The organism is Shewanella sp. T24-MNA-CIBAN-0130 (assembly GCF_040310185.1).
Taxonomy (GTDB): domain Bacteria; phylum Pseudomonadota; class Gammaproteobacteria; order Enterobacterales; family Shewanellaceae; genus Shewanella; species Shewanella psychromarinicola.
In genome coordinates this window covers 1-14552 of record NZ_JBEOPP010000087.1, presented here as the reverse complement: position 1 = coordinate 14552, position 14552 = coordinate 1, and the positions used below count along the sequence as shown (strand labels likewise).

Sequence of the window (14552 nt, the reverse complement as noted above, 5' to 3'; positions counted from 1 at the left end):
CTGACACGCTCGGTGATACAATTAATGATAACTTTCAGAAATTAAAACCTGCAGTTTGAATTCACTTGAGTATATACCAACCTACTGAATCCTAAAGCGCTGATCTTTTTTATTACCTTATTTTCAGTATTGATTACGCCGCAAGTCAATGACTCGACAAAAGTAGCCGCGACAATATTATTATTTATCTTGTCATTAGCATGGTTTAGTTTATTAGCGCTCATTTTATCTAAACCTCGGGTACAGCAGAAATTACTTGCAGCCAACAGCATTATTGATTTACTTGTAGGGGTTATTTTTATTGCCGTTGCCGTCACCATTGCTAATAATATTCTCCATCAAATTATTAGCCAATTTTGAACATCATATTGTCGATATAACTTGCACAAGCAGATGACATCTCACGTCTAATGAGTAAACGAGTTAAGCATTCGCTACTTTACTCGCACATTCATCAGTTGTTAGCGATGACAACATCAAGCCAATCGGCTTCATCATGGAATGATTTTAGCAAGCCTGTATACGATTTTGAGGATAACGCAATAATCTACGCGCCAGATAATCCACTACGACATTTAGCCCCGCAGTGAAAACCAATAATAACAAGGCTCCACTAAAGCGAATTTCAGAAAAATTACTGTCCACATAAAAACCTAACGTCATCACGCCAAGCATACCTAAAATAGCGGTTTCACGGATAATCACTTCAAAACGGTAAAACAACAATCCCATAAAATGGGGGTATATAGTAGGAATAACCAGATAACTATATTGGTCAACCCTTGGCTGATAAGTGAGCGGCACACTAACCTTGTCAGCTTGGCGCGCCATTAAAAAGACCATTAGGCCACTATTATGCAATGCCAACGCGATAATCGCTGGCAACATCGAAGGTCCTAATAACATCATAAACACAAAGGCCAACAAATATTCTGGCAGCGAACGTAATATTAAATTCACAGCACGCATGAGCAGAATAACCGCTTTGGGCATCATTAATCGAGTGTTTAAAGGCAGTAATATCATGGTCAATATATGAGTTAGCCCTAAGGCACAAAAAGCCAGTACTAAGGTAGCAATCATCCCAGGAATGACTTGCTGGCTTATTAAGTTATAACTCCAGTCAAATACCTTCGACAGGTTATCAGGTGTAAACCAGCTTAAGAAGGCTTGCCCTTGCAGCATAGGCGGTAAAACATCAACACTGATAAAACGCCAAATAAGTTGCGAGTCGATAACCGGTATGGGGGGTAAGAAATATACCGCAAGCGGTAAATACAGCCAAAGCATAAACGGCTTAGCCCAGAAACGTATACTTCCAATCAATAGCACAAATAAGATTAATAACGCACCGCCTTGCTGATAATGCCCTTGGCGAAAAGCCGATTCTAAATAAAAGCCTAGTGTCGGCATGCCAATAAAACCTAATACCGCACTACTGCGAAGCGCACATTCAAAACGGTACCGGATATAATCGACAATCTGCGGATACATGTGCATCCAGCGACCATATATAAATGCCGACAGTTTATCGGTGCCCTTAGGCAGAGAAAATAAGGTATGCATTGGCGCTTGTTGTAAAATATCAGCAAACACACGGGCAAACGTAGCAGCATAAGGAAGCGCAATGGCTAAAATGCCGGTAATGGCTGAAAGACCAAATATTTGTAAAAATATCAACGCCCAAAATATCTCATGAATAGCACGGATAAATGCACACATTGCCGCAATCAAAGGATGTTGATACCACAATGCCAGTGGAAACCCCAATAGCAACCCAATCGTGATCCCAAGCAGCGCAAAACTGATGGTTTGCCACAGAGCATCAAGCAAATACTCTGTCGCAAAAAAGTCGGGATGAATAAAGCCTTGCATCATACGCCCAAGCTCAGTCCAAGGTTCGAGCGCAATGATTTCTGTATCGGCAAAAAACCAACACACAGCTACCATCAATAAAAGTAACACAGTGATTTTCTGCCAGTGACCCACAAAAGAGCGGCCACTAAAAGTCATGGTTTTAGGCATAATAGAAGAGGCTGTTACAGAATGATAAAAAGTCGGTTATAAAAAATGTGCTTAGCAACATCGACATGCTCATATTTATGCCACATCATGTTTTGGTACATCAGATAATGCGTAATGCTGAGACAAATAAGCCAGAGATAATTGATCGGCTTTATCATCTAGGGCCACTTTGCCATCGCTGATCACGATAATACGGTCAAAATGTGCTAACGCTAATTCGGCATCATGCAACACACAAATCACACTCTGATGTGTTTGCTTAATCAAGCTTAATAATCGTAAGCCCATTAATGGGTCTAACGCAGAAAAGGGCTCATCACCCATAAATATAGTTTGTTGTTGAAATAACGATCTGGCTAATGCCACACGTTGACGTTGGCCGCCCGACAATTCGCTGACTTTTTGTTGCAGCGGCACCGCTAACTCTAATTGCTGACAAAGAACGGCTATTTGTTGTTGTGGTTTGCTAAACGGCAACAGCAAATTAGCCAAATTATACCAACGAGAATAACGCGCTAACCCACCAATAAACACATTATGATATATCGATAAATTATCAACCAGCCCTTGTGCTTGAGAACACAAACACGTTTGCTCAGACAGTTGTTGATATAAGTAATGCAACAGCGTGGTTTTACCCACGCCAGAAGGGCCTAAAATGGCCACATGCTCATTTGCCTTAAATGACAAGTTAACCTTAGGTAAAATAATTTTCTGGCTATAACCTAAATCAACATCGGTCAACGACAACATTAATCAAGCATTCCGATTGTTTTCGCGACACGCTCAATTGGTTCATAGTCCTTGTTTTGGGCAGGTACAAACGATTGACGCGGAAAGCTGGCTAATAAATCCTTATCCGTCATCCCAATTAATACTTGGGTTAACTTTTCTTTAAAACCTTCACCAAAGGCATTATCTACACCAGCACGGACAGTCCATTGATAATCTGGATAGCTAGGGCTTTCCCAAATCACCTTAACTTTGCTGGTATCAACCTCACCTTTTTCAACGGCTGTGTCCCACACTTTATAATTAACCGCACCCACTTGGTATACACCGGCTTCAACTTGGCTAATGGTACGACTATGATCACCCGAGAAGCCAATACGTTTGAAAATCTTTTCAATCGGCTTATCTAAGTTGCGCTCAATAAAATACTGCGGCATTAAACGCCCTGAAGTTGAATCTTTAGAGCCAAATGTAAAGGTATAATCATTGAGTAAAGGGAAATTATCTGAACGGGTAATGTCAGTAGAATGATGAGCTATCAAATAACTCTTGAAAGACTGATCTTCAAATCCTTGTGCTATCGCCTCTGAACCGGGCACTAAGCGGCGCGCCTGCACACCAGATAAACCGCCAAACCATGCAAGTTGTACCTGATTATTACGAAAAGCAGTTACCGCAGCGGAGTAAGACTTTACCGGGATATACTTAACGTCCACGCCCAATTGCTCAGACAAATAAACGGCCACTTTATCAAACCGAGTCCGAAGCTGACTTTCATCTTCATCGGGTATAGCAGTAAAGGTAAAGGTTGCACTTAATGCAAACGTCGAAAATAAGCTTAAAAAACTTGCTGATAATAAGTGTGTTAGTTTCATTTCAATCTTGGAAGGTATTTTATCAATGCGGCTATTCTACCGTACCTGATCCTTGATTACATCGAAAAGCGAATTCAATGTGACAAACATGAGCAAAAATAGCAGTTAAAATAACGCTGGTTATTGTCACTCTCGCAACAAAACGCTATATAAAGGCCACTATAAGCCTGTTCAATACTCAACCAGATCAACTTGTCAGCTAATATCAAAACAACAAATTTCAAAATAGTGACGGTTCAACAAGGATCAATTATGCGTATAGTAGTCATTAAAGAGGATCCTATTTTGTCACATCACTTACCAGTGCCGTTATCAACTCTGGGTAATCAAGTGCAAGTGGCGCTAACCGTATAAGCCTAAGCAACTAAGCAACTAAGCAACTAACCGTATAAGCACCTAAGCATATAATGCTATCACTCGCTTTACCCGACAGTAATCGCTAACTTAATGGCGCATAAAGCTGCTCGGCACGATTAAACATCACCCACGAAGTGGCAATATACTTATCATTGCTAATGGGAACATTACCACGATGACTATGAGTAAAACCGGCAGGTGCTATCACCATGGTGCCTTTTTTAGGGCTTATTTTTCGTTGCTGATAGTAAAACTCCGTTTCACCCCCCTCTTCCACATCATTGAGATAAAACATATATAACACCACCCGATGAAGTGCTTCATTATGGCCCTTCTGTGGAAACTGCTCTGAATGCCAATGTGGATAGCCACCTACACCTTGCTGATAATGCTGCACATTGATGGTACCACTGCGATACAGGTACTTAGTTAACGCCGCCGCCCTTGGTTGACCCAATGCCGCAAAATTATCAGGTGTTAAGGTTTGTGGTTGACCGTTTTCATCAGTCACTTGCACTGACACCGACCCCATTAAAGTTAATGAATACTGAGTAAAATAGTTGCTGATGTGAGTAAACGTCGCCGCTAATAGTTCGTTTTTTAATTCGGCTAAATCATCACAAGCATCTAACATTAAATCACGGCTGCGTTTTTTTTCGGTATCGACACCAGCACCTGTATGGCCAGGACCCACACTCGGATGCGTTTCAAATGCCGCAATTAAGCGATCGCATAAATCATTACTTATCGCATTGGGATATACTTCAATAAAATCCATAGGGAGTAACTATTGTTAATAAATTTATAGTAGTATGCTGCCACGCAATTTAAGTGCCTGTAAAGGGCAATGCATAACATAGCTCATTGTTCTTCAAAGTAACTATCGATTGAATATGAAAAAAAACCAAAAAATCTCTGTTGAACAATTACAAGTTGGCACCTTTATCCGCTTGCCGATTTCCTGGAAAGACCACCCTTTCCTGTTTAGCAGTTTTAAAATTAAAGACGCGGCACAAATCGAACTTATCAAAGGCTTAGGTCTAAAAGATGTTTTTTTTGATCCCGAAAAGAGTGATGTTGAACCTGTAACGTCCCAGAATGCCAACATCCCAAAACCCGACGAGCAGGCCCTAAACGCACTAAAAGAACAAATGATCAGCCAGAAGTCGGCCAAAATAGATGAGCAACAAAAGCTCAAACGAGATTTAAAGAAAACCGAACAACAATTTAATCGCTCAGTGTCGATGATGCGTTCAATGGTCTCTAAAATCAGTAGCCGGCCACTCAATGCGGTCAGTGAAGTGAAAGACCTCATCAGCAACATGACCAACATGCTACTTAATAGCGACAATTTAGCCTTGCATTTAATGGGCGATGCTAAAAATGATGAGCATATTTATCACCATTCACTCAACGTCGCCATGTTAAGTATGTTAACCGCAAAAGAGCTAGGCTGGAGCCGCGAAGAAGTTGAAATTATTGGTATTGGTGGGTTATTTCACGATATAGGTAAATTAAAAGTACCCAGCAATATCCTCAATAAACGACTGGCGCTAACCACACCTGAACAAAATTTTATAAAACAACATCCGCTGATGGGTATTAACTTGTTAAAACTGGCTGACAGTTTTCCGGATGAAGCCAGACCGTTAATCGCTAATCACCACGAGTTTTTAGATGGCAGTGGCTACCCACAAGGGCTCAAAGCCGACAAGTTAGACAAGCTGTCACAGTTGATCGCGGTGGTTAATGAATACGACAACCTGTGTAATGGAACCAACCAAATCAAGGGGAAAACGCCCAGTATCGCCTTGGGGTTGTTGTATAAAAATTATAAAAGTAAATTAAATACTGAATACATTAGTAAACTAATCAAAATATTAGGTGTTTACCCGCCTGGCAGTATTATTGAGTTATCCAGTGGCCAATTTGCGATGGTTATGTCGGTAAATTTACAGAAGCTGTTGTGCCCTAATATTGTGGTTTACGATCAACTGGTACCTAAAGATTTAGCCCCAATCATTAGCTTACAAGATGAAGGCCTGAGTATTGTCCGCAGTCTACCTGCCGCAGCATTACCTGAAAAAGTCCATAAATACTTAAATCCTAGAGAAAAAATTAGCGTAGGTATTGGCCAAAACTAGTGGGCTAGAGAAATAACGCTGTTTTTGTTAATCACTGGCTCATTTCAACGTTGCAAACTAAATAACCTCAACGTGGAATTATAAACGGTTATAAAACAGCCTATTTCAGCATCTATTCTGAGTTGAGGTTACGTATTACTGCTTTCCGTCAGGCCCTTATCTAACAATGAAAGATCAATATGACACCACCATAATGTTGAAGTAAGTCGTGGCTTTTTTGGGTTATTGAGTCCAATTAAACAATAATGGTCTTAAGGTCAGTTCAGATAACTAATACCCACTTCCGTTATTTTTGGGTGTAAAAAAACCATCAACTGACAACAATTGATGGCGTTAATCTTGTCAGATAGATTGCTGCTATAACCAACCTTTTCGTTTAAAGAAAAAATACGTTCCCGCCGCGCTGGCAAGCATTAATGCGACCGCCATCGGATAGCCAAATCGCCAATCGAGTTCAGGCATAATATGAAAGTTCATCCCATAACTGCTAGCAATCAATGTAGGAGGAAGAAACACCACTGCCGATACCGAAAATATCTTAATAATTTTGTTTTGTTGCAAACCACTGAAGCCCATAGCCGCGTCCAGCAAGAACTGTAACTTGTCGAAAATAAACTGACTGTGTGGCATCAATGATTCAATATCCGATAACATCTCACGAATATCTTTTAAATTTTCATCCGATAAACTGTCTCGGTAATAACGTTGCATATAACGAAGTGAACGCTGAGTATCCAATAAACTTAACCGAATTTTACCGTTAGAATCTTCTTGCAAGATGATTAGTTTAAACACGTCATCAAGCTCTTCGTCATTAAACACTTGCTCGCCGACATTTTCTAATACGCTGTACACGTCTTCAATTAAGTCAGATAGATAATCTACTTTTAAATTAAACAACTCTAACAATAACCCCTGTGGAGTCGTAATATCCAAGCGGCCTAAACGTAAGTAATTACGTAATAAACGGATAAGACCCACATCTTCTTCACGTAATGTCAGCAAGAAACGTTCACGCAAGTTGAATGACACGTTCACAGCACGTACATCTGAACTCACTCGCTGTGGAAACAACGAGTTAATATGTAAGCCATCTTTGTTCTGATAAAAACGCGCTGAGGCTTCAATTTCATTTATATCTTCTTCATCAGGGACTTCTTCAGCAGAAAATAATCTCAACCATTTGCGCTCTTCGTCGTCGGGTTTTAATAAATCTAACCACAAGGTCGACTCGGGCACTTTATCGCCAACCTTCAATTCGGTGGTGATTAATTCTCTATTTTGATAGGCGTATGCAGTGATCATCGCTCCCCCAAAGTCTGTTAGGCCATACAAAGCATAACAAACATAAACACTCAAAAAGTGGCGCTAGTTTACCCAACTACCAATGAATGAAAAGTAAAATGTTCAATAGCGCCAAAAATCGTACCACTTATATAAGCAGTTATATAAATTCTAATATCACAGTGATGAGTTCAGACTGACTTACACTGTCTAACTATAAGTAACCTCAACGCTTATCCAGCGTTACGGTTAAGTGTATTGATGTAAATAGTTGGCATACTTTTTACTACTCATTAGCGTAACGCATCGCACCACTCAACGGAAACATCACTCGTGAAGTAATACCTAACATACCCAACATCAGCCTCAGTTGCTCGCACATTCAAAAAAACATAACCCGAGTTAGACTTACATGACTTGGTGTCAGTATATTCGCTCATAAAAAAGCGCCCAAATAGGGCGCGATTAAAACACATAAACAACATATAACCGGTTAAAATTAAATTAATCGCCTTTTAAACGACGATCCAATTGGTCTTTCAAATTGGCCGGCACACCTTTAATCAAAAGAGTGTCAGATATCGGGTCATAAATAACCCGCTCACCTAAATGCCCACTATCAAAACTCAATGTCACCCCGCCGCCGGTACCTGAAAACTTCTTCAAGCTACGTAAACTGGCTTTATCTGCCGGAAACTCATCATCTAACTCATAACTGCCGCCACAAGCAAAATCGTAAAATGAATCCATACCCGTGTCGGCTAACTCGTCGGCTAAATCTTTTACTTCAATCGCATCCCCTGAATCCGCTCGTTCAGAACAATATTCAAACACTTTATTGCGACACTCTTGGCGTTCATCTTTGGTTAACTCACTGCCCGACACAAAATCTTCAACCGCATGGATCAAGGTTTTGTTTTGCGCTTTGATGTTAACGCCTTCGACACAGCCCATAAAATCTAAAAAGAAGTCAGCCACTTTACGGCCCGCGCGGCCACGAATAAACGAAATATACTTACGAGAGCTTTTATCTGCCTGCCACTCGGTTAAATCAATTCGCGCGGCTAGTTGAATATTGTTTAAATCTAAATGGTTGTTTTGCGACAATTCCATATCATCTAACACCGTCATCGACGACTTCGCGCTTAATAGCGCCACAAACAAATAATCGCTCGTCATGCTGGTGTAGCAAGACATCAATAAAAAACCGCCTTGGCTAAAATCGTACTTGGCCAGTTCTTGCTGTAACAATTGGCTCGCTTGGCCACTAAATTCAACAAAGCCTAAATCGCTACTGCGATATCCTGTCAGAGCATTAGAAAAAGCATCATTGGCTTCGCCATCATCACCACTGGTACCAAAAAAACCAAACCCCTTACCCGCTTTACCCGTAAAGGTTTGATGTAACTCTTCTAACATGGTTTCAACAGCGTGAGTATTAAACAACGGTTGCGGGCGTAAACGACAGCGCATTTCCCCCTGACTGTCTTGAGAGATTTCGTGAATAATTGCTTGCTCAATCCTAATGCTCATAAGCCTTGTTAATCCTAGTCTGTCGCAGATGATAATTTATGAAAGAATGATATCAGACCAAGCGTGTAAATCGAACAGGGTTTACGATATTCCTTACATAGACCGAATAAAACTTGAGGCGAGCGACGACTAAATCCGTTATTATGTGCAGCTAATTCATTCTTTATTGACGTTTTCTGACTATGGCAATTCAATCTAAATATACAAACACTCAAGTTGAAGCACTTATCAGCGAGCTGCTTGCAGTTCTCGCTAAGCATCAAGCCCCCACCGATTTAAGCCTAATGGTATTAGGTAACTGCGTGACGCATTTACTCGAGCAAAAAGTCCCAGGTGAATCACGTCAAAAAGTCGCGGAGCAATTTGCCAAAGCCTTAACACAGTCGGTTAAGTAATCGACTCAATAAATTTTTATCGCTAAGGCTAACAATCAGTTACACTGAGAATAGTCTTTGATAATAATGCAGGAATACGAGTTAACATGATCGAGCGTAAAAAGCAGCAAATGACGCGTGATAAAGTGTCACGCTTAGTTAATTGGGGTCACTGGTTTGCCTTCTTTAATGGCATATTGGCGATGTTAATTGGCGCTCGATATATTGGCAGTGTGGGCTACCCAGAATCCGTTATTGGTTGGTCATATCTTGCCATCAGTACCATTGGTCACTTTACGTTTTTAGCCTTTATCGTTTACTTAATTTTTATCTTCCCGATTACCTTATTGCTTCCTTATTCTAAAATTTTACGCGGTTTTGCTGCATTTATCGCCTCAATTGGATTATATGCTCTGCTATATGACACTATTATTTATGATGACTACGGCATCCACTTAAGCCCCTTTGCCTTCGATTTAGCCTGGCAAGACCTCAACGCCCTATTACACAGTACCTCATACATTGTTACCCCTATCGTTATTGTGGTTGTTGAACTCACGGTTGCCAATTTTTTGTGGAAACGCATCGACAAAATTCAGAAAAAACAATGGGGCAACAAAGTCGTACTGTTTGTTGGTATCTGCTTTGTCAGCAGCCATTTATTGCATATTTGGGCCGATGCTACAAACATAACCGAAATCACCCGTTTTGACGATGCATACCCAGTGTCATACCCTGCAACAGCACGATCATTTATGGAAAACCATGGCATTGACAGCAGCATGCGGTCAACTGAATATCGCAATACTAAATCACGCAATTTGAGCTATCCCATCAGCCCGATGCAATGTACTGTAGACAGCCAGCCAAATATTCTTGTCATTAGCATAGACAGCCTTCGTGCAGACATGGTCGACAATGTCACCATGCCGTTTTTAAGTCAATACCGTAATCAAAATCAGCGCTTTATGGATCATTATACTGGTGGCATTGACTTTGAAACCAGCATGTTTACCTTAATGTATGGTTTACAAGGCAATTATAGCGATCGCAAAGAGTTTGATAGCACCAGCCCGATCTTAACCAACATTCTTACGCAGCAAGGCTATCAATTGGCCATGTTTGCGCCTAAAAGTGATGAATATATTGCCAATAGTGCCATGTTTAACGATATACACATGCACACCAGTGAAGGTAGAAATGGCAGCGCCGATGCCGACATCAACACTATTAATGCAGTAAATGTATGGCAACTTAACCAAACACAACCGTGGTTTACCCTAGTGAACCTTACTGCACCAAAAGACTACGACACCCCCGTAGGTTTTCTAGGCATACAAACCGTTAAACCTCACGTGGCATTAAAGCCGGCACAAAAAGTGTTGTTTAATCAATATCGTCAATCACTTAACTTTATTGACCAACAGCTGGCTACTCTACTCGATAACGTCAGTGATGATACCGTCGTGCTGATCACCGGCACTTACGGCCAAGTATTTACCAGCAACACTAATGATGCTCGCAGTAATTTATCGCCAGATAATGTCAACGTGCCACTTATTATTCATTGGCCAAATAGTCACAGTAATAAAATCAACTACCGCACCAGCCATTATGGCATCGCGCCAACCTTGCTTAGCCATGTTTTAGGCTGCACGAACCCAAGCACAGATTACAGCTCAGGCCGCGGTTTACTTGAGCCCAACAATGAAACCTGGGTATATATTGGCGACAGCCGCCGCTTTGCCATTTATCAAAAATCAGAGATAACCGTATTAGATCGTTTCGGCAAATACCGCATTTACGATTTAGACTATAGCAAACGCTTGGATAAAAAGTTGAGTGCGCCAGAATTGATCCAAGTGATGCGCGAAGGTCGCAGGCTCTTCAATCAATAGTTAACACTATTGATTGTGTGTGCAATAACCTCAGTGGTCGCATTCACAATCTATAGCCCCTTCATTATCGACCAGATCCTTAATCTTAATGGTATATTTCGATAGTGAGTAATCTAGGCTTTTCAGCAAATGGATGTTTTATAATCAATTGATAAATGGCTGATAATTAACTACTTGCACTAGTTAATTACAGTTGATAAAGTGCTTATTCACTTAGTCACCCCAAAGCTAATAGACTAACTAAGTGATGTTTTGCAAATCTAGCTGAAGATGAATATTGGACGCATTAACATTGTGAAACACTAGCAAAAAATTCGGTATGTAGCGCAGCCCGGTAGCGCACTGTCATGGGGTGTCAGGGGTCAGGAGTTCAAATCTCCTCATACCGACCAAATCTAAAATAGAAAAGCCTGTATACATCATATGTTTACAGGCTTTTTTGTGTCTAAAAACAATACATAAATTTTATTAATCCGGTCAAACCATCAACTCTACAATTACAACTTACGTTATTTTCATAATAAGGTTTTCTAATGTCTAAAGTGTAATCTTATTAGGTTGGTGGCACTTTTAGCTTTGGTTAACGACTTTTGCACTTGTGCAGCTAAGTTAAATGCGTGGCGATTGCAATCTGGCAAACTAGACATAGGCCCGGCGATATACACCTTTTTGCGGATCATGTGTTCACCAAATAGCGAGCAAAAAAATGGGATCCTATAAAGGAGCCCAACGGCGAGGATGTAACGAGAGTGAACGCAAAGAGGAACCAGAGAAGAAGCAAAGCCAGTTACGTAGTCGTATCAAGCATATCTAAATATACCCTGTTTCAAGGGCCGCAAACACGCCATATATGGCGTGTTTTACGCCACATATGGCGTGAGGTGTTTGGGTTTTCGTGATATGTAAAACCGATATTTTTCAAAACTAGATTTAAAAGTTATCGGTTAAGTGATTTGCTGCAAATAAGAATAGGGCAATAGCGCTTTAACACGCTGAATAACATTATGCTAAATTTAGTGAATTGAGATTATAAGTAGCCTACCCGTACCATTCCTGTCTTCGTTAAAAAGTCTGTACCTAAAAGAAACGGTCTGTGGTAACCAGACTTAGCATCTTCGGACTTATTTGGTTCAACTAGCATTATACATTCATGTGCTGGGTGCACACCGCGATCTTGTAATAAATCTAAATGTGCCTGGGCGGTACAATCTAGAATAGTACCATCAAGAAGTGTTAACCATACATGCGCTTTTATTGTCTCGTGTACTTTTGGGTTTTCAAGTTCTTTTTTTATACTATCACCAGTCATTTCACAGTAAATGTAATCATCCCAATATAGGTCACCGATTGTGATACAACTATCTATGTTTAGATTTGATTTCAGGTGGCTTTGAATCATTAAATGTACAGGTGTACACTTAGCAGCAAGTTCAGAAGAACTGACATAGCCATAATGGTTTAATGCATCCGTACATAACTGAAAAATATGTTTTTTAATTTCTTTCGGAATGACTACTTTTAAAGGAAATAGCGGAATATCTATTGTAAAATCAAGGTTTTTTGTTTTAGAAAAAGCTTCTTCTAATCTCTTTTTATAATCCAATTTATAAGTCCTTGTAATATTTAAGTGAAGGTAACCTGCTGATTCAATGAAGATAACATACTCGATTGAGCACTAATTTGGCTCCGCACAGTGGCTTAGTTCAAGGCCGCAATAAGCGGAGAATTACAGTTGGCTAAAATGCTTGAGGAACGAAAACAGCAAACTGTTTTTAGTCCGGCTTAATTGGCTTGTTGTTATGTGAATTTGTTTCTTCTATTTGAATAAGTTCAGCAGCAATATCTTTTGCCGATGGACTTACAAAAGCATAATACAAACTTATAGCACCTACAAAAAAACTAGCAACGGTGAGTGTATACGCAATACTGGCTTGTTTTTTAGTCTTCTTCTGTTCTTCAAGTAAATCTTGATATTTAGTTAGTATATTCGTAATTGGTGTAAGTATATGCTTATCAGAGTCCACGGGGGAATCCGAGGCTAAATTAGAGATTCGTGATAAAGAAGGTTTTACTTCATCTGGCATTGTATCAAAAGGTTCATCTTTTTGAAGTTGCTCAACTAAAGTTTTGAGTTTTTTAAAATCATCTTTTTTATCGATATCTTTATAAACACGATAGAGTGCTAACCTTGAACTGGACGCAGACAAATCATATGCACTCCCTATTAAAGTAATATCTTGTGAAGTTAACTCAAAATCATTTTTAATTTTGCTTTTCAAATCCTGTTGTAGGTTATTTATTTTCTCATTTCTTCTTTTTACGGTCCAGACCGCACCGCCCATCCCAAATAAAATAATTACAGCATATAGCCCAAATATCCAGAGCTTAAATTCATCACCCATGTTGTTCGATGTTCCTTGCCACATAACGTTTTAGTATTTGTGCGTTGCACCGTTTGCATGGCACAAATCACTTGTTGGACTTGGTTGTTGCCGAGTCCAGGTTAATTGGTACGCTTTATGCTATAAGGATTTGCTTTTTTTGATGCTGGCTCTGGGCTACAGAGCAGTTGTGAGTCAATTGATATCGAGTAGTGGGTAAGTTTTTCATTGAAATTCCTTTTCATCGTATTTTCCTATCATACATCTTTAAGCTTGGCTGATTCAATGAGGATAATATACGCGATTGAGTCCTCATTTGGCTCCGCGCAGCGGCTTGGTTCAACGCCGCGCTAAGCGGACTAAATAGTTGGTTTTAATGTGGAGTGCAACGAAACCTAACCAACTGTTTTAGTAACACTTTAAAGCTATTGTTACGTGCTTTATTTTGTTTCCAGCGCTTTGTTATTTCGCTGTTCAATGCCTTTTAACTTATCTTCAGGTAAGTCACCATACAAAGCTTCAACGTGTTTAGGATGTGAAATCATCTGCTCTGAAATTAAATTAACTAAACCAAAAAGCTTAATAGCGATTCCTTTATCATCATCTAAATTAATCTCTCCCGGATGAACCGCTTCATTACCTACTACTCGAACAACATCCAGTGCTTTTTGAACTAAAGGGTTAAGCCCTTTACTAACCAAGCTAGCAATATCTTTATCTATCTTTTTACCACTCTCACCTAGTTCCTTGCAAAGGTGCTGGATACATAGCCTCAGTAAAGCAGCCGCACCTTTCGGTGAAAGTTCTGCAATTTCTCTAGCTTCATTAAATAGTGCTTGAATATGTTCTGGAAGATCAGAGTTTGGCTTAATATCGTAAGCGGTCAATTAAGCGGTGGAGCCCGATATCATCAAGCTTTTAGATCGGCATGCCAAGGTAATAAATCACT

Annotated in this window: 13 protein-coding genes, 1 tRNA gene and 2 pseudogenes; 6 read left to right on the top strand and 10 right to left on the bottom strand. The window is 40.0% G+C overall.

The genetic code is table 11. The annotated features are described in order from the left end of the window. Positions 1-69: 69 nt before the first annotated feature. A pseudogene (locus tag AAEZ02_RS20865) lies at positions 70-360 on the top strand (LysE family transporter); the annotation flags it as partial. Positions 361-507: 147 nt separating this feature from the next. On the opposite strand, the gene AAEZ02_RS20860 reads toward AAEZ02_RS20865, so the two are convergent. The 3 genes from AAEZ02_RS20860 to AAEZ02_RS20850 all read right to left on the bottom strand — a co-directional run bounded on the left by AAEZ02_RS20860 (position 508) and on the right by AAEZ02_RS20850 (position 3632). Continuing rightward, the gene (locus AAEZ02_RS20860) at positions 508-2025 is read right to left on the bottom strand and encodes a PhnE/PtxC family ABC transporter permease (RefSeq protein ID WP_124014174.1); all 1518 of its coding nucleotides are present in this window, start codon (positions 2023-2025) and stop codon (positions 508-510) included. Between the two features lie 75 nt (positions 2026-2100). Further along, positions 2101-2778 (bottom strand): ATP-binding cassette domain-containing protein, encoded by a 678-nt coding sequence (locus AAEZ02_RS20855; RefSeq protein ID WP_124014175.1) that lies wholly within the window; start codon positions 2776-2778, stop codon positions 2101-2103. Continuing rightward, positions 2778-3632, bottom strand: a complete 855-nt coding sequence (locus AAEZ02_RS20850) for a putative selenate ABC transporter substrate-binding protein (protein ID WP_351124831.1) — start codon at positions 3630-3632, stop codon at positions 2778-2780. The genes AAEZ02_RS20855 and AAEZ02_RS20850 overlap by 1 nt, the downstream gene beginning before the upstream one ends. Before the next feature lie 252 nt (positions 3633-3884). Here AAEZ02_RS20850 and AAEZ02_RS20845 point away from each other — a divergent pair. Next, positions 3885-3980, top strand: a pseudogene (locus tag AAEZ02_RS20845) (DNA-binding response regulator); the annotation flags it as partial. A 91-nt stretch (positions 3981-4071) separates the two neighbouring features. Here AAEZ02_RS20845 and AAEZ02_RS20840 read toward each other — a convergent pair. Then, positions 4072-4767 carry a 2OG-Fe(II) oxygenase gene (locus tag AAEZ02_RS20840; RefSeq protein WP_124014177.1) on the bottom strand — a complete coding sequence of 232 codons (696 nt, stop codon included), beginning with the start codon at positions 4765-4767 and terminating at the stop codon, positions 4072-4074. 115 nt (positions 4768-4882) lie between these two features. Between AAEZ02_RS20840 and AAEZ02_RS20835 the strand changes: the two genes are divergently transcribed. Then, positions 4883-6133 (top strand): cyclic di-GMP phosphodiesterase, encoded by a 1251-nt coding sequence (locus tag AAEZ02_RS20835; protein ID WP_124014178.1) that lies wholly within the window; start codon positions 4883-4885, stop codon positions 6131-6133. A 357-nt stretch (positions 6134-6490) separates the two neighbouring features. Here the strand turns inward: AAEZ02_RS20835 and corA are convergent, their stop codons facing one another. After that, a complete protein-coding gene (gene corA, locus AAEZ02_RS20830) occupies positions 6491-7438 on the bottom strand; it encodes a magnesium/cobalt transporter CorA (protein WP_124014179.1) in 948 nt (315 codons plus the stop codon). Between the two features lie 483 nt (positions 7439-7921). Then, positions 7922-8950, bottom strand: coding sequence for a nucleoid-associated protein YejK (gene yejK / locus AAEZ02_RS20825; protein WP_124014180.1), 1029 nt, complete (start codon positions 8948-8950; stop codon positions 7922-7924). Positions 8951-9132: 182 nt separating this feature from the next. Between yejK and AAEZ02_RS20820 the strand changes: the two genes are divergently transcribed. The 3 genes from AAEZ02_RS20820 (at position 9133) to AAEZ02_RS20810 (ending at position 11614) form a co-directional block, all read left to right on the top strand. Then, positions 9133-9345 (top strand): YejL family protein, encoded by a 213-nt coding sequence (locus tag AAEZ02_RS20820; protein WP_101030423.1) that lies wholly within the window; start codon positions 9133-9135, stop codon positions 9343-9345. 86 nt (positions 9346-9431) lie between these two features. Continuing rightward, on the top strand, positions 9432-11222 hold the full coding sequence (locus tag AAEZ02_RS20815) for a DUF3413 domain-containing protein (protein ID WP_351124825.1): 1791 nt from the start codon (positions 9432-9434) through the stop codon (positions 11220-11222). A gap of 315 nt (positions 11223-11537) precedes the next feature. After that, positions 11538-11614: transfer RNA gene (locus AAEZ02_RS20810), tRNA-Pro, on the top strand. Positions 11615-11752: 138 nt separating this feature from the next. Here AAEZ02_RS20810 and AAEZ02_RS23770 read toward each other — a convergent pair. From AAEZ02_RS23770 to AAEZ02_RS20795, 4 genes are all read right to left on the bottom strand, one after another. Then, entirely contained in the window at positions 11753-11902 is a 150-nt protein-coding gene (locus tag AAEZ02_RS23770) for a DUF4406 domain-containing protein (RefSeq protein WP_372491497.1), read from the bottom strand. A 347-nt stretch (positions 11903-12249) separates the two neighbouring features. Next, positions 12250-12825 (bottom strand): hypothetical protein, encoded by a 576-nt coding sequence (locus AAEZ02_RS20805; protein ID WP_124014182.1) that lies wholly within the window; start codon positions 12823-12825, stop codon positions 12250-12252. A 169-nt stretch (positions 12826-12994) separates the two neighbouring features. Beyond that, positions 12995-13624, bottom strand: a complete 630-nt coding sequence (locus AAEZ02_RS20800) for a hypothetical protein (RefSeq protein WP_124014183.1) — start codon at positions 13622-13624, stop codon at positions 12995-12997. A gap of 419 nt (positions 13625-14043) precedes the next feature. After that, positions 14044-14490 carry a DUF4145 domain-containing protein gene (locus tag AAEZ02_RS20795; protein WP_351124821.1) on the bottom strand — a complete coding sequence of 149 codons (447 nt, stop codon included), beginning with the start codon at positions 14488-14490 and terminating at the stop codon, positions 14044-14046. Positions 14491-14552 lie beyond the last annotated feature (62 nt).

Coding starts and splice junctions, on each gene's coding strand:
- AAEZ02_RS20860 (WP_124014174.1), bottom strand. CDS start 2,025: ATGCCTAAAACCATGACTTTTAGTGGCCGCTCTTTTGTGGGTCACTGG.
- AAEZ02_RS20855 (WP_124014175.1), bottom strand. CDS start 2,778: ATGTTGTCGTTGACCGATGTTGATTTAGGTTATAGCCAGAAAATTATT.
- AAEZ02_RS20850 (WP_351124831.1), bottom strand. CDS start 3,632: ATGAAACTAACACACTTATTATCAGCAAGTTTTTTAAGCTTATTTTCG.
- AAEZ02_RS20840 (WP_124014177.1), bottom strand. CDS start 4,767: ATGGATTTTATTGAAGTATATCCCAATGCGATAAGTAATGATTTATGC.
- AAEZ02_RS20835 (WP_124014178.1), top strand. CDS start 4,883: ATGAAAAAAAACCAAAAAATCTCTGTTGAACAATTACAAGTTGGCACC.
- corA (WP_124014179.1), bottom strand. CDS start 7,438: ATGATCACTGCATACGCCTATCAAAATAGAGAATTAATCACCACCGAA.
- yejK (WP_124014180.1), bottom strand. CDS start 8,950: ATGAGCATTAGGATTGAGCAAGCAATTATTCACGAAATCTCTCAAGAC.
- AAEZ02_RS20820 (WP_101030423.1), top strand. CDS start 9,133: ATGGCAATTCAATCTAAATATACAAACACTCAAGTTGAAGCACTTATC.
- AAEZ02_RS20815 (WP_351124825.1), top strand. CDS start 9,432: ATGATCGAGCGTAAAAAGCAGCAAATGACGCGTGATAAAGTGTCACGC.
- AAEZ02_RS23770 (WP_372491497.1), bottom strand. CDS start 11,902: ATGATCCGCAAAAAGGTGTATATCGCCGGGCCTATGTCTAGTTTGCCA.
- AAEZ02_RS20800 (WP_124014183.1), bottom strand. CDS start 13,624: ATGGGTGATGAATTTAAGCTCTGGATATTTGGGCTATATGCTGTAATT.